The 17,936-nt window shown below is 73.1% G+C and carries 14 protein-coding genes; 7 read left to right on the top strand and 7 right to left on the bottom strand.

Going from position 1 to position 17,936, the window contains the following annotated elements:
• Positions 1-2: 2 nt before the first annotated feature.
• Both K1J60_RS20740 and K1J60_RS20735 read right to left on the bottom strand, forming a co-directional pair.
• Positions 3-1,607 (bottom strand): flavin-containing monooxygenase, encoded by a 1,605-nt coding sequence (locus K1J60_RS20740; protein WP_259407826.1) that lies wholly within the window; start codon positions 1,605-1,607, stop codon positions 3-5.
• A gap of 1 nt (position 1,608) precedes the next feature.
• A complete protein-coding gene (locus K1J60_RS20735; RefSeq protein ID WP_220647515.1) occupies positions 1,609-2,637 on the bottom strand; it encodes a patatin-like phospholipase family protein in 1,029 nt (342 codons plus the stop codon).
• 159 nt (positions 2,638-2,796) lie between these two features.
• Here K1J60_RS20735 and K1J60_RS20730 point away from each other — a divergent pair, with 159 nt between their 5' ends.
• Positions 2,797-3,402 carry a TetR/AcrR family transcriptional regulator gene (locus tag K1J60_RS20730; RefSeq protein ID WP_220647514.1) on the top strand — a complete coding sequence of 202 codons (606 nt, stop codon included), beginning with the start codon at positions 2,797-2,799 and terminating at the stop codon, positions 3,400-3,402.
• A 1-nt stretch (position 3,403) separates the two neighbouring features.
• Here K1J60_RS20730 and K1J60_RS20725 read toward each other — a convergent pair whose 3' ends face one another.
• From K1J60_RS20725 to K1J60_RS20715, 3 genes are all read right to left on the bottom strand, one after another.
• Positions 3,404-4,561, bottom strand: coding sequence for a sugar ABC transporter permease (locus K1J60_RS20725; protein ID WP_220647513.1), 1,158 nt, complete (start codon positions 4,559-4,561; stop codon positions 3,404-3,406).
• 182 nt (positions 4,562-4,743) lie between these two features.
• Positions 4,744-5,520 carry an ATP-binding cassette domain-containing protein gene (locus K1J60_RS20720; protein WP_259407825.1) on the bottom strand — a complete coding sequence of 259 codons (777 nt, stop codon included), beginning with the start codon at positions 5,518-5,520 and terminating at the stop codon, positions 4,744-4,746.
• Between the two features lie 135 nt (positions 5,521-5,655).
• On the bottom strand, positions 5,656-6,777 hold the full coding sequence (locus tag K1J60_RS20715) for a sugar ABC transporter substrate-binding protein (protein ID WP_220647512.1): 1,122 nt from the start codon (positions 6,775-6,777) through the stop codon (positions 5,656-5,658).
• 280 nt (positions 6,778-7,057) lie between these two features.
• On the opposite strand from K1J60_RS20715, the gene K1J60_RS20710 reads away from it, so the two are divergent.
• Both K1J60_RS20710 and K1J60_RS20705 read left to right on the top strand, forming a co-directional pair.
• Positions 7,058-8,647, top strand: a complete 1,590-nt coding sequence (locus K1J60_RS20710; RefSeq protein ID WP_220647511.1) for an SDR family oxidoreductase — start codon at positions 7,058-7,060, stop codon at positions 8,645-8,647.
• A 537-nt stretch (positions 8,648-9,184) separates the two neighbouring features.
• Complete coding sequence (locus tag K1J60_RS20705) at positions 9,185-9,808, top strand: hypothetical protein (protein WP_220647510.1); 624 nt, start codon at positions 9,185-9,187, stop codon at positions 9,806-9,808.
• A gap of 416 nt (positions 9,809-10,224) precedes the next feature.
• Here the strand turns inward: K1J60_RS20705 and K1J60_RS20700 are convergent, their stop codons facing one another.
• Positions 10,225-11,745 (bottom strand): tetratricopeptide repeat protein, encoded by a 1,521-nt coding sequence (locus tag K1J60_RS20700; RefSeq protein ID WP_220647509.1) that lies wholly within the window; start codon positions 11,743-11,745, stop codon positions 10,225-10,227.
• Positions 11,746-12,036: 291 nt separating this feature from the next.
• On the opposite strand from K1J60_RS20700, the gene K1J60_RS20695 reads away from it, so the two are divergent.
• The 3 genes from K1J60_RS20695 (at position 12,037) to K1J60_RS20685 (ending at position 14,628) form a co-directional block, all read left to right on the top strand.
• A complete protein-coding gene (locus tag K1J60_RS20695; protein ID WP_220647508.1) occupies positions 12,037-12,753 on the top strand; it encodes a polysaccharide deacetylase family protein in 717 nt (238 codons plus the stop codon).
• A gap of 454 nt (positions 12,754-13,207) precedes the next feature.
• Positions 13,208-14,296, top strand: coding sequence for a multiple monosaccharide ABC transporter substrate-binding protein (gene chvE / locus K1J60_RS20690; RefSeq protein ID WP_220647507.1), 1,089 nt, complete (start codon positions 13,208-13,210; stop codon positions 14,294-14,296).
• A gap of 122 nt (positions 14,297-14,418) precedes the next feature.
• Complete coding sequence (locus tag K1J60_RS20685; protein ID WP_220647506.1) at positions 14,419-14,628, top strand: DUF4287 domain-containing protein; 210 nt, start codon at positions 14,419-14,421, stop codon at positions 14,626-14,628.
• 68 nt (positions 14,629-14,696) lie between these two features.
• Here the strand turns inward: K1J60_RS20685 and K1J60_RS20680 are convergent, their stop codons facing one another.
• Positions 14,697-16,742, bottom strand: coding sequence for a sensor histidine kinase (locus K1J60_RS20680; protein ID WP_220647505.1), 2,046 nt, complete (start codon positions 16,740-16,742; stop codon positions 14,697-14,699).
• Positions 16,743-16,858: 116 nt separating this feature from the next.
• Here K1J60_RS20680 and K1J60_RS20675 point away from each other — a divergent pair, with 116 nt between their 5' ends.
• Entirely contained in the window at positions 16,859-17,917 is a 1,059-nt protein-coding gene (locus K1J60_RS20675; RefSeq protein WP_259407824.1) for a CPBP family intramembrane glutamic endopeptidase, read from the top strand.
• Positions 17,918-17,936: the final 19 nt, after the last annotated feature.

Below are 17,936 nucleotides of genomic sequence, written 5' to 3'. Positions count from 1 at the left end.
TCCTAGGCTTCCCAGGCGTCGTAGGCCTCGGGGTCGAACCGTGCCAGGCGTCGGCGCATCCGGCCCGTGGACCAGGGCCAGCTGAAGCTGTTCACGCCGTTGACGTCGAGGTAGTAGCTGGAGCAGCCGCCCGCGTTGTAGACGGTGGACGGCAGGGCCTGGCGGACCTCGGCGCCGAACGCGGCCTGCACCTCGGGGCGTACGTCCATGCTGGTCCAGCCCGCCGCGCGGAAGTGCCGTACCGCGCCCGCCACGTACGCCAGTTGGGCTTCGAGGACCGCGTACGCCGAGGAGTGCCCGGTGCCGAGGTGTGGTCCGAGGAGGACGAACGCGTTGGGGAAGCCGCTGACGGTGGTGCCGAGATAGGCGTCCGGGCTGCCCTTCCAGTGGTCGTCGAGGCTGACGCCGTCGGCGTCGAACACCCGTCGGCCGATGGGCATGTCGAGGATGTGGAAGCCGGTGCCCAGGACGATCGTGTCGACGTCCGCGCGGCTGCCGTCGGCGCCGAGGACGCGGCGGCCCTCGACGGCCTTCACCGCCGTCGCGTGCACGGTGACGTTGGGCCTGGTCAGGGCCGGGTAGTAGGTGTTGGAAAGGAGGAGCCGCTTGCAGCCCAGGGTGTAGTCGGGGGTCAGCGCCCGCCGCAGATGGGGGTCCTTGACGGTGGCCCGGAGGTGCAGCGTGCCCACCTTCTGCACGGCGCGCAGGAGAGCCGGATGGCGGAAGCCGACCCCGAGGGCCTCCAGCGCCGCGTACTCCGCCCCGCGCAGCGCCCGTTGGGCCCCGGGGACGCTGCGCAGCAACCGGCGTTCGGCCCGTGGCACCGTGTGGTCGGGCTTGGGCAGCACCCACTGGGCGGTGCGCTGGAACAGGTGCAGCCGGCCGACGCGCGGCTGGATCGCCGGCACGAACTGCACGGCCGAGGCGCCGCTGCCGACGACGGCAACCCGGGCGCCGGTGAGGTCGACGTCGTGGCGCCAGCGCGAGGAGTGGAAGACCTCGCCGGGGAAGTCGGCGAGGCCGGGTATGTCGGGGAGCAGCGGTTCGTGCCAGGGCCCGGCCGCCGAGATCAGGAAGCGGGCCGTATAGGTGTCGCGGCCGGTCTCGACGTGCCAGCGGGCCTCGCCGGGGTGCCACTGCGCCCGGGTGACCTCGGTGCCGTAGCGGATCAGCGGTGTGATGCCGTACGCGGCGGCGGTGTCGCGGAGGTAGGAGCGGATCTCGGGCTGCCCGGCGAAGGCCCGGGTCCACTCCGGGTTGGGCGCGAAGGAGTACGAGTAGAGGGCGGAGGGCACGTCGCAGGCGCAGCCCGGGTAGGTGTTGTCCCGCCAGGTGCCGCCCAGGTCGTCCGCCTTCTCGACGAGGACCAGGTCCCGCACCCCCGCCTCGCGCAGCTTGACGGCCGCGCCGATGCCGGAGAGGCCGCTGCCGATGATCAGCGCCTCTACGTGGCGGGTCTCCCGGACCACAGCCCCGGCCGTGCGGTCGGCGGTCGCGGCTGCCCCGGGGGTCTCGGCGGGCCCGGGGGTCCCGCGGGATTCGGTGTTCTCGTGACGCTCGCGGTTCTCGTGACGCTCGCGGTTCCCGGGGTTCTCGGAGTGCGGCATCTCAGGCTCCTGTCGTCCGGGCGTCGACGGTGGGGACGGCGGCGCGGGCGGCTTCGCCGAGGGCCTCGCGGACGTGGGCGCGTGTCGTGCGCAGGGCGCTCTCCAGGACCGTCAGGCGGCGTCGGTGGTCCATGAAGTTGCCGCCCATCACCTCCAGGTCGGCTGCGTCGGGCTCGATCCGGACCACCCGGGTGCCCGTCGCCCGCAGCGCGGCGCACTCCGCGTCGAGCGTGCGGGTCATCACCCGGCGCAGCAGCCCCTCCGCCCGGCCGAGCCCCCGGCGCGGGCCGGGGGAGCGGGAGCTCATCGGCGCGACGACGTACACCTCGTCGAGTCCGCTCGGGACGAGCAGGTCGGCGGAGGCGGTGGAGAGGATGCCGCCGTCGGCGTACCGCCGGCCCCCGATGCGCACGGGCGGGAACCAGCCCGGCACCGCCCAGGACGCCCGGAGCGCGTCCCGCAGTGCGGCCGGGCGCGTGTCGGGGTGCCCGAAGACCGTACGGCGGCCCGTGTCGAAGTCGGTCGCCACCAGCCAGGTCGCCGGGTGCCGCACCCACCGTCCGGCGGGTGCGAGGGAGTCGGCGAGGGCGGCCAGCCGGCGGTTGTCGCCGCGGCCCTGGGGCAGCAGGCCGGACAGCCCGGCCACGACGGGGGCGGTGCCGCGCAGGGCGTGCCGGGCGAGCCGGGGTGATCCGAGGAAGGCCGCGGGCCGGGGCGGGAGCGCCCGGGGCGGGGTGGCGAAGTGCCGGAGGAGTTCGGGGCGGGCGTCCGGGCGGCCCAGCTGCGCGGCCAGCAGGCCCTCGACGCCGACGCCCGAGCCGAGCAGCGCCGCCACCTCGGCCCCGGCGGAGGTGCCCACGAGGACGTCGGCCTCGCGCGGATCCCAGTCGGTGGCCTGCCGCAGCGCGTGCAGGGCGGCGACCGTCCAGGCCGCGCCGAGCGTGCCGCCGCACCCCAGTACGAGTCCTCGGGAGGGTGTCGTGGGCGGCGTGTTCTCGCGAGGGCTGGGGCGCGGGCTCGGGGCGGTCATCGCGTTCACATCCAGTCCGGAGGCTCGGGTACCAGGGGAATCCGGATACCGATCCAGATACCGATGAGATCCGGATACTACTGGTATCCGAATTCCTTGGACAGCCTCCGGCAGGGATAGGATCCGGGGACTCCGAGCCACCTGGAGAGGGAGCGAGACATGGCCCGCCTCAGCCGCGTCGAGAGTCAGGAACGGACGCGTGAGCGGCTGGTCGCCACCGCGCGGCAGCTGTTCCTCTCCCACGGCTACGCGGCCACCTCGCTCAGCGACGTGGCCGAGACGGCTGGCTACTCCAAGGGCGCCGTCTACTCGAACTTCCGCAGCAAGGACCATCTGTGCCTCGCCGCCCTCGACGACATCCGGGCCGAGCAGCTGGCGCTGCTCACGGACGCCGTCATGGGCAAAGCCGGGACCGAGGACCGGCTGGCGGCCTTCGCCACCTGGGCCGAGGAGCACATCGGCGACGAGGCCTGGACCACGCTGGAGGTCGAGTTCCTCACCAGCGCGCGGCACGACGACGAGCTGCGGCGGGAGATCATGACGCGAGTGGCCGTGATCCGCGGCGCCCTCGCCCAGCTGCTCGACGCGCTGGCCCTGGAACTGGGCGTCCGTCCGGCGATGCCCGCCGACCGCGCCGCGATGACCCTCCTCAGCCTGGGGATAGGGCTCGGCGTCCAGCGCGTCGCCGACCCGACCGTCCCCACGGCCGTCCTGACCGAGACCCTGCGGCTCGTGCTGCGGATGGGTGACCGGGCTGCGGACTGAGTCAGGCCCGCCCCCGTGTCTCCGCCGCGCGGCGGGCGAGGGAGTCGAAGACCACGGCGACGAGCAGCACCCCGCCGGTGATCATGAACTGGACGGCCGGCTGGACGCCCAGCAGGGCCATGCCCGAGGCGATCGACTGGATGATCAGCACCCCGAGCAGGGCGGACCAGGTCGAGCCCCGGCCGCCGAAGAGGCTGGTGCCTCCGATGACGGCGGCGGCGATGGCGTTGATGAGCAGCATCCCGGAGCCCGGGACCTGGGTCGCCGAGGTGAGCCGGGACGCGACGAACAGACCGCCCACCGCCGCCAGGGTCCCCGACACCACGAACACCGCGATCCGTACGTGCGCCACGTCGACGCCGGACCGCCGGGCCGCCTCCACGCCGCTGCCCAGCGCGAGGACCTGACGGCCGTAGACCGTGCGCCGGAGGAAGAGGTCCGAGGCGATGATGACGCAGAGGAACATCAGCAGCGCCAGCGGAAGACCCTCGAAGCGGTCCAGGACGGCGACGGTGGCGAACGAGGCCAGCGCGAGCAGAGCCGTCCGGACCCAGATCTCTCCCCTCGCCCGGTACGGCATCCCCGCCGCGCGACGGCGTCTGCGGTCGCGGTGGCAGAGGAGGAGGTACGCGAGCGGGCCGAGCGCCGCCAGGCCGTAGGTGACGGCGGCGGAGCCGAAGGAGCGGCTGGTCAGCCGGCCGACCAGGCCGTCGTCGCTGAAGCTGATGGAGCTCTCCGGCCCCAGGAGGTAGAGCATCAGGCCGTTCCAGGCCAGCAGGCCCGCCAGGGTGACGACGAAGGCGGGCACGCCGATCTTGGTGAACACGAACCCGTGGAACGCCCCGGCCGCCGCGCCGCAGGCCACCGCGACGAGCACGGCGAACCCCTCCGGCACGCCGTGGTTCACGTTCAGCGCGGCGAACAGGGCGCCGGAGAGGCCGGCCAGCGAACCCACCGAGAGGTCGATCTCGCCGATCAGCAGGACGAACACGACGCCGACGGCGACCAGACCGGTGCCCACGATCTCGACGCTGAGGACGGAGAGGTTGCGCGGGGAGAGGAAGTTCTCGTTGAGGCTCTGGAAGACGATCCAGGTCACGGCGAGGGCGAGGAGCGCCGGCACCGGGCCGAGCTCGCCCTCGTGCACCCTGCGGCGCACGGCGTGCGCGTACGCGTGGGGGCGCTCGCCGTACCACCGCGGCCCGGCGTGCGACCGCCGCCCGGTGTGCGGCCGACGCCCGGCGTACCACCGGCGCCCGGAGCGTGACCGCCGCCCGGCGTGCGACCGGTGCGCGTCGTCCTGCGAGCCCCCTTCACGGGAGCTACCCTCTCCGTTCCCCCTCACGGCCATGTCTCCTCCGGGTCGGTCGTGGGGTGGCCCGCCGTGTTGTCCACCGCGCCGGTGACGGAGGAGATGATCTGTTCCTGGGAGGTCGTGCTGACGTTGAAGAGGCCGTTGTTGCGGCCGAGGCGCAGGACGGCGATCCGGTCGGCGACGGCCTTGATGTCCCCCATGTTGTGGCTGATGAGAAGCACTCCGGTGCCCCGGTCGCGCAGTTCCTCGATGAGGTCGAGGAGCTGGTTGGTCTGTTCCAGACCGAGCGAGGCGGTCGGCTCGTCGAGCAGCAGCAGCCTGGGCGCGCTCACGAACGAGCGGGTGATCGCGACGACCTGCCGCTGACCGCCGGACAGCGTGGCGAGCGGGACGCGTACGTCGGGGATGCGGATGGAGAGGGTGCGCAGCAGCTCACGGGTCCGGCGCTCCATCTCCACCTCGTCGAGGACGCCGAAGCGGTGGATCTCCCGGCCGAGGAAGAGGTTGCCGACGACGTCGAGGTGGCCGCACATCGCGAGGTCCTGGTAGACGGCCGCGATCCCGAGGTCCTGGGCGTCCTGGGGGCGTTTGATCTGGACGGGCTCGCCCTCCCACTCGATGACGCCCCTGTCGGGGGGACCGACCCCCGAGATCACCTTGACCAGCGTGGACTTCCCGGCGGCGTTGTCGCCGACCAGGGCGACCACCTCACCGGCCCTGATCTCCAGTTCGACGTCCACCAGCGCGTGGACGGCGGCGAAACGCTTCGAGACGCCGCGCAACGCCAGCAGCGGCTGGACCACCGGGTCACCTCCTGGTCGCGGGTGAGGGGGCTCATCAGCCTGGTGCGGCCCATCAGCCTGATGCGGCTCATGAGGTCGACGAACTGATGCGGCTCATGAGGTCGACGAGCTAGGGGCTCATGAGGTCGACGAGGCTCATGTGCCGAGCCCGGCCCGGTCGCACGCGGGCCGGAGCTTCGGGGTGCAGATCTGGTCGATGGTGTGCATACCGTCCTTGACCACAGTCTCCTCGATGTTGTCGACCGTCACCGCGACCGACGGGAGGAGGACCGCCGGGATGTCCTCGTCGGTGGGGCTGTCGACGGTGCCGGTGGCGATGGAGTCGACCGACTCGCCGCGCCCCAGCGCGACGGCCATCTCGGCGGCGGCGTCGGCCGCCGGCTCGAACGGCTTGTAGACGGTCATGTGCTGGCTGCCCTGGACGATGCGCTGGATGGCCGCGAGGTCGGCGTCCTGGCCGGTGACCGGCGGCAGAGGCCGTACCGCGCTGGCGTTGAGGGCGGAGACCACGGCGCCGGCGAGGCTGTCGTTGGCGGCCAGGACGCCGTCGATGTTCTCCGCGCCGAGGGCGGAGATGGCGCCGCTCATGTTGACGTAGCCGTTCTCCGGCCGCCAGCCGACGGTGTCGTACGACTTGCCGATCTTCACCTCGCCCTCCAGGACGGAGAGCGCTCCGCGCTTGTACCAGCCGGCGTTGGGGTCGGTGGTCGCGCCGTTCATCATGACGATCTGCCCGCCGTCCGCCTTGTCTCCCATGGCCTTCAGCAGTTCTTCGGCCTGGAGCTTGCCGACGGCGTCGCCGTCGAAGGTGACGTAGCCGGAGATGGGACCCTGGGCGAGCCGGTCGTAGGCGACGACCGGGATGTCGGCCCGGTCGGCGGCCTCGACCGACGAGCGCAGCGCCTTGGGGTCGACGGCGGCGACGATCAGGACATCGACGCCTTTGGTGATCATGGCGTCGAGCTGCTGCCGCTGGACGGCCGGCTCGGCCGTGGCGGCGACGGTCGCCGCCGGGCAGTCGGGGCACAGCTCCTTGAGCCGCTTCTCGATCAGGGGTCTGTCGAACTGCCCGAAGCGGGAGGCTCCGCCGCCCGGGAGCAGCACGCCGACGGTGAGGCTGTCACCTCCGCTGCCGCTCTCCCCGCCCCCGCCGCCACACGCCCCGGTCAGGACGAGGCCGACGGCGACCACGGCTGCCGCGCCCGCCCGACCGAGGGACCTACGTTTCACGGCCGAAAGGCCGACGCCGAGACCCATGTTCGGCTCCTTAGGGAGATTTGCCTGATCTTGCTCATTCTTGCCCCGTTATGGATGCCTCTCGCCCAGCGTAGTCAACAGCGTGGGGAGGGGTGGGGCGGGGCGTGGTGTCCCGGGGGCCAATCGATCGCGCTCGCCGGGAGGAAACCCCGACGATCGTTACGCGGCGTGGCAGCAGGAAGCCGTCGTGATCGACATCCGGGAGCCCACCCGAGGTTGCGGTGCCCGTGTGGGGCGCTGAGCATGGGCCGGGGGAGCCGCGACAGAGGCCGGTGCCCGTATGAACACGACCCGTGCGACCCGTACGACTCATGTCACTCATGCGACCGACCGTGTGGCGGGTGACGACCGCCCCCCGCTCTGTCTGGTCACCGGAGCCACCGGGTACATCGGCGGCCGGCTGGTGCCCGAGTTGCTGGACGCCGGGTACGCGGTGCGGTGTCTGGCCCGGTCGCCCGAGAAGTTGCGGGATCATCCGTGGGCCGGGCGGGTGGAGGTCGTGCGGGGGGACGTGACCGACGGGGAGTCCGTGGGCGCGGCCATGGAGGGCGTGGACGTCGCGTACTACCTCGTGCACGCGCTGGGCACCGGCCGGGGCTTCGAGGAGACCGACCGGCGCGCGGCCCGGATCTTCGGTGAGCGGGCGCGCGCCGCCGGTGTCCGGCGGATCGTCTACCTCGGCGGACTGACCCCCGCCGGAGTCCCCGAAGACGAGCTCTCGCCGCATCTGCGGTCCCGCGCCGAGGTCGGCCGGGTGCTGCTGGACTCGGGTGTGCCGACCGCCGTGCTCCGTGCCGCCGTGATCATCGGGTCGGGTTCGGCCTCGTTCGAGATGCTCCGCCATCTCACCGAACGGTTGCCCGTGATGGTGACCCCGCGCTGGGTGCGCACCCGTATCCAGCCGATCGCCGTCCGGGACGTGCTCCGCCTCCTCGTCGGCTGCGCGGGGCTGCCGGAGGACGTGAACCGGACCTTCGACATCGGCGGGCCGGACGTCGTCACGTACGAGCAGATGATGCGGCGGTACGCGGCCGTCGCGGAGCTGCCGAAGCGGGTCATCGTGCCCGTGCCGCCGCTCACCCCACGGCTGTCCAGTCTCTGGGTCGGGCTGGTCACCCCGGTGCCGGGCCCTCTCGCGCGCCCGCTCGTCGAGTCGTTGAAGCACGAGGTGGTGTGCGGCGAGCGGGACATCGTCCGGTACGTGCCCGACCCGCCGGAGGGGCCGGTCGGCCTGGACCGGGCGATCGCGCTGGCCCTGCGGCGCGTACGGGACGCGGACGTGGCGACCCGGTGGTCCTCCGCCGCGACACCCCGCGCCCCGAGCGATCCGCTGCCGACGGACCCCGACTGGACGGGCGGCAGCCTCTACTGCGACCACCGCGAGCGCACGGTCGCGGCCCCGCCGCGGACGCTGTGGCGGGTGGTGGAGGCGATCGGCGGCGAGAACGGCTGGTACTCCTCGTCCGTGGCCTGGTCCCTGCGCGGCTGGGCGGACCGGCTGGTCGGCGGGGTCGGACTGCGCCGGGGCCGCCGGGACGCCGCCCGGCTGCGGATCGGCGACAGCCTCGACTTCTGGCGGGTGGAGGAGATCGAGCCGGGCCGGCTGCTCCGGCTGCGCGCGGAGATGCGGCTGCCGGGCCTGGCCTGGCTGGAGATGACCGTCGACCGGGACGAGCAGGGCCGGACGGTCTATCGGCAGCGCGCCCTGTTCCATCCGCACGGCCTGGCGGGGCATGTGTATTGGTGGGGCGTCGCCCCCTTCCATGCGGCTGTCTTCGGCGGGATGGCGCGGAACATCGCGAGCGCGGCGGAGAGCGCCGCGGCCGACGCCGGGACCACGGCCCCCGAAGCGGCCCGTACCGCGCGTTGACCGGCGGTCGGAGGGCGATGGTCTCGGCCGCCGCAGGGCGCGGGCAACGCTGCGTGCCCCTGCCTTGCCGGGGCCGGGTCCACATCCGGCAGGGGCAATCGCATGCCATGTGACTCGGCTACGCGCAGGGCGTCAGCGAGGCATTCGGTGAGGCGGATCGCGGTGTACCGGCCTAGGGGCAACGCCGTCTGGGCTGAACTGTCGGCGAGTCATGGCTGCGGCCCGTGTGCTCCTTCGGTGTCCGTGGCCGCGCCGTGAACTTGCCGCCTCGCCGATCTCGTCGTCCTCCGCTGACGCTGGTCCCCCCGTCCTCGTACGGCCCCACGCGGCCCGGACCGTATCCCAGGCACCCCATGTAACCGCAGGTCAGAGGGGCTGGGATGGTTCCATGGCGCTCGATGGGCCGTCGGCTGTTGCGCCCGGCCGTCGTGACCGCTGATGCTCTTGGTGTCGCACCGACCAGGGCCGGGCCGACCAGCCGGCCCCGTCGGGGCATCCATGTCCACGCACCACTCACTCATTCACGGGGGAACACCCATGTCCATGCGTATCCGTACGAGCGCTCTCACCGCACTGGCCGTCGCCGCCCTCGCGGCGGGTACGGTCCTGACGGCTCCGGCGGCGGGCGCCGCGACGAAGGCGGCCGCGCCCAAGTTCCTGTCGGCGTCCCAGCTGCCTCCGCACCCGACGTCGTCCTGGACCGCCGGGCCGGTCACCGAGGGGTTCCCGGAGGCGCTCGGCGTCTGCGTGAGCACGGAGGGCGTGCTCGACTGGGACTACCGGCACCGCGAGTTCCGCACCGACCTGGACACCAACGCCGTGCAGCTGACCGTCGTGACGGGCTCGGCCGGCCAGGCCAAGGCCCTGGCGAAGCACTACGACGACCTGATCCGCACCTGCGCCGACCGACTGGAGGCGGCCTCGCCCGACGTCGACGCCGAGGGGCGGGACTTCGGCACGTTGCCGGTCGAGGAGGGCGCCCACGTCCGTGGCGTGAACACCGAGACGTCCTGGGGCGCCACCGACGTCGCCCTGCTGTCGGTGGGACGCGACGGCAGGACCGTCACCGTCGTTCAGTGGGGACAGATGGGCGACTTCACCGGCGCGCCCGTGGCCGCCTTCAAGAAGACCACGACCACGGCCGTCAACAAGCTGTACTGACCGGACGGCCACCGGAAAGGTGCCGGGGCCGTCCTCCCGCCAGGGGGGGGCGGAAGGACGGCCCCGTACCGCAGGGTCGGCCGGCCTTTCGCCGGGCTGCCACGCGTCCGGCAGGGATGCCGTCAAGTGCTCCCACGCCCCGTGCAGCGGCTCGCCCACGAATCCGAACCGCGTGAGCACCGCGACGTGGCGCCCGGCCTCGGCCCCGGCCCCGGCCCCGTTCCCGTTCTCGTCGTCGAGTTCGAGGGACGAGGCGGGGCCGTGGGCGGCGGTGGAGCGGGCCGCGTGGCAGGCGCGTACGCCCGTGAGGTCCTGAGTTCCCGGCAAGGGTGTACCCGGCACGTATACGGATGTGCCGCAGATGCACGGATGTGCCGCGCGCCGTTCCCCGGCCGCCCTGTCGCGCCGGACGGCCGTCAACGGCCCCGGCGCTCGATGAGGGCGGCGCACTCCTCGACCAGGCGGCGGGTCGCCCCGTCGACGAGGGTGAACGGCTGCAGTTCCGCCGCGACGTCGCCCAGCCGGCCCGTCAGGTCCTCGGCGAGCGCCGCACCCCCGGGACCCGTCTCGAACGCGGGGAGCAGCGCGAGCAGCATCCGCGCCCAGGTGCCCCCGAACTCGCGGAACCGCCGGCGCATCTCCGTCGCCTCCTCCCGGGAGGCCGAGGCGAACAGACAGTGCGCCTCGCGTCCCAGGACGCGCGCCGCCGGCGCGGCCGACGGGTCCGGATCGCGCAGCAGCCGGACGGCGACGTCGGCGAGCAGGGTCGCGAGGGCGGGCGCGCTCTGCGACCGGCAGCGCAGCGAGGGCGTCACGGTCGTGGCCCCGGCCGCCGGGTCGAAGGCGAGGTCGCGCAGGATCGACGGCACCTCGTCCTCGCCGAGCACGCGGCTCGCGGCGGTGATCGCGGCGGAGTAGGACGTGGGCGGCCGCCCGGTCCCGTGTCCGGCGGCCCGGCCGGTCAGGGACTGCCACTCCCGGGTGGCGGCGGCCTCGACGGCGGAGTCGATTCCGCGGGCCTCCCTCAGGAGGGCGTTGCCCTCGGCCGTACGGCCCGCGACGCGGAGGTCGAGCCCGTGGCGGGTGAGGGCCGACGCCAGGTCGGCGCGGTCGCCCGGCCCGTCCGGCAGGGCCGCGACCCGCGCGGTGTGCACCTCCGTCGCACCGGCGGCGAGGGCGATCTCGGGCCTGCCCTGCTCGGTGTGGACCCGCGCCGCGACACCGGCGGCCTGCCGCAGATACCGCCCGTGCGTGAAGGACTCGGCGGGCGGACCGGCGTTGACGGCCTCGGCCTTGGCGAGGTAGTACCGGACGGCCCAGTCCGCCGCGCAGACGGCGAGGTCCCGGTCGCCGTACTCGTACAGCACACCCGCGTGCATGCTGAGCACCCGGGCGAGGTCCAGGTTCAGGGGGCTGTCGCCGGCGTCGGCGCCGAGGCCGAGGTAGGTCATCACCGCCCCGTCCGACTCGACGACGGCGGACACGCCGTGCCCCAGCCGGGTCAGCGCCTGGGCCCTGCGGGCCTGGACGTCGGCGAGGAGCGGCGCCGTGCCGGGCTCGCCGGCCCCGGCGAGTCCCTCGTAGACGCGGGCGCACTCCGTGAGCACGTCGAGTGCCTGGTCCGGCCGGCCCGCGCCGGTCAGCGTCGAGCCCAGGCCGTACAGCAGGCTGCCGAGCATCCGCCGGGGCCCCCGGTCGTCCGGGTGCCGGTCGGCCAGGAGGTACGTGAGGCGCCGGGCCTCCTGTTGGAGCGGCACGGCCTCGGCGGGCCGTCCTTCGAGCATCCGCACCTGCGCCTCGGAGAACAGCTCGCCCACGCGCCGTCCGAGACCCGCGTCGGCGTCCTCGTCGTCCGGGCCCGTGCGGTGCGCGGGTGTGGGCTCCGGCTCCGTACCGTCCGCGGAGGTGCCGGACTTCGGCCGACGACGCCACTTCACACGACCACCCCGCCCCTGTCCCGACCCTTTCCTCCCCTCGCAACTCCCCTCTAAACAGCGCCAGTTGTGGCACGTCCCAGGGTGCGAGCCGGGGGTGGCGGGGGCGGCCCCGGGCCGGATCGCGAGGGGGTGGATCAGGGGCCGGGAGTCCGCCCGCCCGAAGCGGTGCGAACCTCTCCGAATCGTGCTGCCCCTCGCGTACATCCAAGCCCGCGCCGTGTGCGTCTTACAGGGAAGTCCGCTGCCCGCAAGGGGAGTTCAGAGGGAAGTTCACCGCCACCGGAGGACCCGATGCAACGTCGCCTCGTCATCTCGGCCGTCACCACAGCCCTGTGTGCCACCTCGCTCGTCGGCACCGTCACGTCCGCCTCCGCCGCCCCGCAGGCCGTCGACTGCCGCAAGGTGAAGTGCGTCGCCCTGACCTTCGACGACGGGCCGGTCAAGGACACCCAGCGGCTGCTGGGCCTCCTGAACGAACGGAACGTCAGAGCGACGTTCTACGCCGTCGGCACGAACGTCCAGAAGAACCCGGCGACGGTGCGCGCCGCGGCGCAGGCCGGCCACCAGATAGGCAACCACAGCTGGGACCACGCGAACCTGACCAAGCTCAGCGCCGCGAAGGTCAAGTCGCAGCTCTCCCGCACGGACACGGCGATCAAGCAGGCGACCGGCAAGAAGCCCACCACCTTCCGCGCCCCCTACGGCGCCCACAACGCCACCGTCCGCTCGGCCGCCGGGCGGCCGCTGGTGCACTGGAGCGTCGACACCCTCGACTGGAAGTACAAGGACTCGGCCCGGCTCATCAAGTACGTCAACGCGGAGACCAGGCCCGGTGACATCGTCCTCATGCACGACATCCACCGGACGACGGTCGACGCGGTGCCGGGCATCATCAAGGCCCTCAAGGCCCGCGGCTTCCACTTCGTCACGGTCGACCAGCTCTTCGCCCCCACCAAGCTCCCCGTCGGCAAGGTCACGTACCACAACCGTGCCGCCTACCGCCCCTGACCTGCGATTTCACCAGCAAGGCGGCAGTACGGCACCGGTGCGCCGCCCCGACGGCGCACCGCACCTCCCGCACCACCCGTATCTCACGTCTCTGCAACCATTCGTGTTCGTTCCGTTGACACCCCGCACATCCGCTCCTAATGTCTCGCCAACGTTCCGACCATGTGACGAGATTTCGAACGGTTGAAAGGCACGTGCCCGCGTATCACCGGAATCAGCCCCCCACGTGGTCGGCGTGCCGTGACACGGCCCGACCCGCAGGGCGGCGTGCCCCGGCAGCGGGGTCGGAAAAGCCGGTGCACGGCGAGCTCCGACGACCTCGGCGGCCCCGCGCGGTCCGCCCGGCAGCCGAGCGGATGTTCCCCGGGGCCGCCCGATCCGCTCCGTCGCCCTCCCACGGTCATCCGGCGCGCCGTCATCCTGCCCACGACGACCAGAACGGGAAAAGATCATCATGCGCAACCGAAGAGCCGTCCTCGCGGCCCTCGCCGGAGCGACCTCCCTCGCTCTCACCGTGTCCGCCTGTGGCGGCGAGGAAGGCGTGGCGGCCGACGAGGGCGGCACGATCGGTATCGCGATGCCGACCCGGGCCTCCGAGCGCTGGCTCACCGACGGCAAGAGCGTCGTCGACGACCTGAAGACCAAGGGGTACAAGACCGAACTGGTCTACGGCGACGACGACCCGAAGAAGCAGGTCGCGCAGATCGAGAAGCTGGTCGAGCAGCGGGTCGACGCGCTCATCGTCGCGGCCATCGACAACAAGGCCCTCAACGGGGTGCTCAGGAAGGCCGCCGCCGCGGAGATCCCGGTGATCTCCTACGACCGGCTCATCCTCGGCACCAAGGACGTCGACTACTACGTCTCCTTCGACAACGAGCAGGTCGGCCGGCTCCAGGCCCGTCACATCATCGACAAGCTCGGCCTGGAGGACGGCAAGGGCCCGTTCAACATCGAGCTGTTCGCCGGCTCCCCCGACGACAACAACACCAAGTACTTCTTCGACGGCGCGATGCACCTCCTCCAGCCGTACCTGGACAACAAGCAGTTGGTGGTCCGCTCCGGCGAGACGGACATGGACCAGATCACCACGCTGCGCTGGGACGGGCCCACCGCGCAGAAGCGGATGACCAAGGTCCTCGCCGAGTCGTACGGGACCGAGAAGGTCGACGCGGTCCTGTCGCCGTACGACGGCATCTCCATCGGCGTCCTCAACGCGCTGAAGGCGGACGGCTACGGCACCGCCGGTACCCCTCTGCCCGTCATCACGGGCCAGGACGCCGAACTGGCCTCGGTGAAGTCGATCATCGCGGGCGAGCAGTCGCAGACCGTCTACAAGGATCTCCGGCAACTCGCCGAGAGGGCCGCGAACATGGCCGACGACATCCTCAACGACGAGACCCCCGAGCTGAACAACAGGCGCGCCTACAAGAACGGCGTCAAGGCCGTGCCCGCCTACCTGCTCCAGCCGATCAGCGTCGACAAGTCCAACTACGAGTACATCCTGCTCGGCAGCGACTACTACACGGCCGAAGACCTGAAGTGATCGGTGTGGCCCGGATCACTCCCGGGGGTCGATGAGTTCTCCTGCCCGCGCCGGTCATGACGGACGAAGAACGACCGCGGGCCAGGCCTGGACAGGCCAGGACAGGAAGGGACGCGACCGTCATGACCGCATCTGTGAAGGGCCCCGCCAGTTACTTCCCCTCGATCGAGAAGAAGTACGGCCGCCCGACAGCGGAGTGGGAGGAACTGATCCGGTCGTCGCCGTTGAGCAGACACATGGAACTCGTCGCCTGGCTCAAGAGCGAACACGGCCTCGGGCACGGCCACGCCAACGCGCTCGTCGCCCACACGCTCGCCGAACAGGCCGGCTGACCCGGGCGGCTGACCCGGGCGGCTGCGTCGGCCGGCTGAACCGGGCACCCCTGACACCTCGTTCCCCGTCAGGGGCCGGTCGTCCCCTTCAGTACGGCCAGGAGTTCGCGCATGGCGGCCAGGCCCGCTCTGGCCTGGTCCGCGGCGCCGTCGAGGTCCCGGCGTTCGGCGTGCGCCGTCACCTCGTGCGCGTGGTGCAGCACGGCCTGACGCAACTCGGCGGCGATCCGCTGCCGCTCGGCGTGCGCCTCGACGACGGCGGACCACACCACCGCCGACAACGCGCTGTCCTCCCGCCGGGTGACGTACTCGCGACGCCTGCGGACGAGCACGCCCGAGCCCCAGACCCCGGCCGTCAGCAGAGCCAGGGGCAGCGTGAGGAAGACGGCGAAGAAGACGCGGAACCAGGGGCCCGGGACGTCCGCCCCGGCCGCTTCGGGGCCGTCCAGCGCGCCCAGTGCGACCGTCGTCGACGCGAGACCGGCCGCCACCAGCCCGATCGCCGGCCAGGTGCGACCGGCGGGCCCCGCGAAGACCGCCACCGCGTGCAGGGCGACACCCTCCGCGCAGACCCCCGCAACGATCAGCGTCCAGGCCACGTCCGACGGCAGCAGCCCCGACGCCAGGGCGACCGGCGGGATCCAGGCGGTGGCCAGCACCGCGAAGAGGACGGTCCAGGGTGCCCGGCGCCGCCACAGCAACGGCAGCGCGTGCAGGACGGCGGGCAGACAGGCCGTCGCGGTGGCGGAGGGCCGCTCGATGAGCACGGCGACGACCGGGAGCGCCGTCAGGGCCAGCACGGTCGCCACGTCGGCCCGGCTCCGGTGCGGCGACGACGCATCGGCCCCGGCTCCCGACGGAGGGCGCGGCAGCCGCGCCCGCACCGACCAGCCGGGAACGTCCGCGCGAGGCCCCGCCACGAGCGTCCCGCCGAGCCCGTCGGCCCGGTCCCGCATACCCGCGGTCCCCCGTCCGCCGCCGAGCCCTCGCACCGCCCGCGTTCCCGAACCGGGGGACGCGACCGTGGCCGAGGCGGCGATCGTGCCCGGAGCCGTGGTGGTGACGGGTGCGGTGGTGGTGACGGGTGCCGTCGTGGCGCCGGGGGCCGCCGTCGGGGCGGCGTGTGTCGGCGGTGTTCCGTCGTCCTCCACGAGGACGTCCAGTGTTCCGCCCGCGTCACGGATCACGACGCGTACGGTCGCGCCGGGGGCGTAGCGCAGCGTGTTGGTCAGGGCCTCGCGCGCGATGCCGAAGGCGGCCTCGGCCACCGGACCCGTCAGGTCGGCCGAGCCGGGGGCGATGTCCACGTCGACGCGCTGGCCCAGGCGTACGCATCCCGCCGCGAGTTCGGCGACGCGCTCCGCGAGCGGGCTCTCCTCGTCGGCCGCCGAGGTCTGCATCATCGTGACCAGCCGCTGGAGCGTGGCCACGGTCTCGCGCCCGGCCTCCGCCGCCAACCGCAGTGCTTCGGCGGTCAGTTGGGGGTTGCGGTCACCGACATGGCGGGCGGCGTTCGCGGTGACCACGACGGAGGTGAGGTGGTGCGCGCTGACGTCGTGCAGTTCACGGGCGAGCCGGTGGCGTTCCGTGGAGGCCGCGGTGACCCGGACGGCCTCGGCCCGCGCCAGCTCCCGTTCGGCCGCCCGCCGTCCGGCGAGCCACCGGCGGCGGCTGCGGCCTGCCCCCACGGTTCCGGCGTAGACCGCGAGACTCGCCAGGCCCTCGCCGCCCACGTCGACCGGGGAGTCGTACTCCAGCAGGGCCCTGCCCACTCCCGTGGCGACCAGTACGGACGCGACGAGGACGGCCGTCCGGGCGGGACGCAGCACCGCCACCGAGTACAGCGCGACCACCCCCGCCACCGCGGCGGCCAACAGCGCCCGGTCCGGCACGACGAGCCCGGCGGTCAGCAGGGCGTCGATGACGAGCGCCGCGGCGACCGGGAAGCGCCGGCGCACCCCCAGTACGGCGACGGCCACCACGGTCACGGCCGGGCCCACGGCGAGCGCCGCCGGCTCCACCGCCTGGCCGCGCGAGAGCGCGAGTCCCGGCCAGAAGGACAGCTGTGCAACCGCCAACAGCGCGGGCAGCAGCCAGTTCCGTAGGTGCCCCATGATGGCGTCGATCATACTTTCGACCCGCTGTCGGGGTCGCCCCTATCCCAGGTTGGATACGTGGGTCGTGCCCACGGCCGACGCGGGGGCCGTTCCCCACCGGGATGCTGAGGGACATGACGACGAGTCACACCCACGGAGTCGACGATCCGTCTCGGCCTCCCGCCCCGCACGGGACCCCGATCCCCACCTCGCTCTGGTACCCGCCCCCGGCACCGACGCCCCCGGCGCGGCCCGTCCCGTACCACCGGATGGCGAGGGCGGCCGGGGCCGCCGGGTGGTGGCGGCCGCTGCTGGGGACCGCCGTGGTGCTCGGCGGCGCCATCATCGCCACCGTGGCCGTGCTCGTCGGCGGCGAGATCGCCGGAGCGGTCCTCGACCGTCCCCGCGACGCCGGCGGCAACCTCGTCTGGGGCGGGACCGGCGACACCGCCCTGGCCCTGCTCTCCCTCGCCCTGTGCATCCCGGTGGTGCTGCTGGCCGCGCGATGGGTGCAGCGCCGCCCCGCCGGCACGGTGTCGTCGGTGACGGGCGCGCTGCGGTGGCGCTGGCTGGGGCTGTGCCTCGCGGTGGCGCTGCCCGTGTCCGGGGCGATCCTGGGCGGCTCCCTGCTCCTGCCCGCCCCCGAGGGCGGCGGGCAGGAGATGACCTGGGCCGGGCTGTCCCCGTTCCTGATCGGTCTGGCGACCGTCTGTCTGCTCGTGCCGTTCCAGGCCGCGGCCGAGGAGTACGTCTTCCGCGGCTGGCTGTCCCAGGCGGTCGGCGCCTGGTTCCGCTCACCGTGGGTCGCGGTGACACCGCAGGCGGTGCTCTTCGCCGCCGCGCACGGCTGGGGGACGCCCTGGGGCTTCGTCGACCTGGTGGTGTTCGGTCTCGTCGCGGGCCTGCTGACCATCCGCACGGGCGGCCTCGAAGCCGCGATCGCCCTGCACGTCCTCAACAACCTCTTCGCCATGGGTTTCCTGGCCGCGATCGCCGGAGGCCTGGAAAGCGACGAGACGGCCGCCGACATGGACGGGCTGATGCTGGCCGTCGACGTCCCGCTGGTCGTCCTCTACGCGGCGGTCGTCCTGTACCTGGCCCGCCGCCGAGGCGTCAGGACGCGTGGTCTGCACCCGGCGGAACGGGGGTACCCGGTACCGGGCGCGACGACCGCGCCCGGGAGAACCCCGTGAGCGTCTCCGATCCGCACTG

Origin of the sequence: Streptomyces akebiae (genome assembly GCF_019599145.1) — a bacterium.
GTDB lineage: Bacteria > Actinomycetota > Actinomycetes > Streptomycetales > Streptomycetaceae > Streptomyces > Streptomyces akebiae.
The sequence above is the reverse complement of the archived record's forward strand: the minus strand, read 5'-3'. Positions and strand labels throughout refer to the sequence as shown.

Bases quoted from the DNA above. Each gene is read 5' to 3' on its own strand.
- K1J60_RS20740 (WP_259407826.1), bottom strand. From the start codon at position 1,607: ATGCCGCACTCCGAGAACCCCGGGAACCGCGAGCGTCACGAGAACCGC.
- K1J60_RS20735 (WP_220647515.1), bottom strand. From the start codon at position 2,637: ATGACCGCCCCGAGCCCGCGCCCCAGCCCTCGCGAGAACACGCCGCCC.
- K1J60_RS20730 (WP_220647514.1), top strand. From the start codon at position 2,797: ATGGCCCGCCTCAGCCGCGTCGAGAGTCAGGAACGGACGCGTGAGCGG.
- K1J60_RS20715 (WP_220647512.1), bottom strand. From the start codon at position 6,777: ATGGGTCTCGGCGTCGGCCTTTCGGCCGTGAAACGTAGGTCCCTCGGT.
- K1J60_RS20710 (WP_220647511.1), top strand. From the start codon at position 7,058: ATGAACACGACCCGTGCGACCCGTACGACTCATGTCACTCATGCGACC.
- K1J60_RS20705 (WP_220647510.1), top strand. From the start codon at position 9,185: ATGTCCATGCGTATCCGTACGAGCGCTCTCACCGCACTGGCCGTCGCC.
- K1J60_RS20695 (WP_220647508.1), top strand. From the start codon at position 12,037: ATGCAACGTCGCCTCGTCATCTCGGCCGTCACCACAGCCCTGTGTGCC.
- chvE (WP_220647507.1), top strand. From the start codon at position 13,208: ATGCGCAACCGAAGAGCCGTCCTCGCGGCCCTCGCCGGAGCGACCTCC.
- K1J60_RS20685 (WP_220647506.1), top strand. From the start codon at position 14,419: ATGACCGCATCTGTGAAGGGCCCCGCCAGTTACTTCCCCTCGATCGAG.
- K1J60_RS20680 (WP_220647505.1), bottom strand. From the start codon at position 16,742: ATGGGGCACCTACGGAACTGGCTGCTGCCCGCGCTGTTGGCGGTTGCA.
- K1J60_RS20675 (WP_259407824.1), top strand. From the start codon at position 16,859: ATGACGACGAGTCACACCCACGGAGTCGACGATCCGTCTCGGCCTCCC.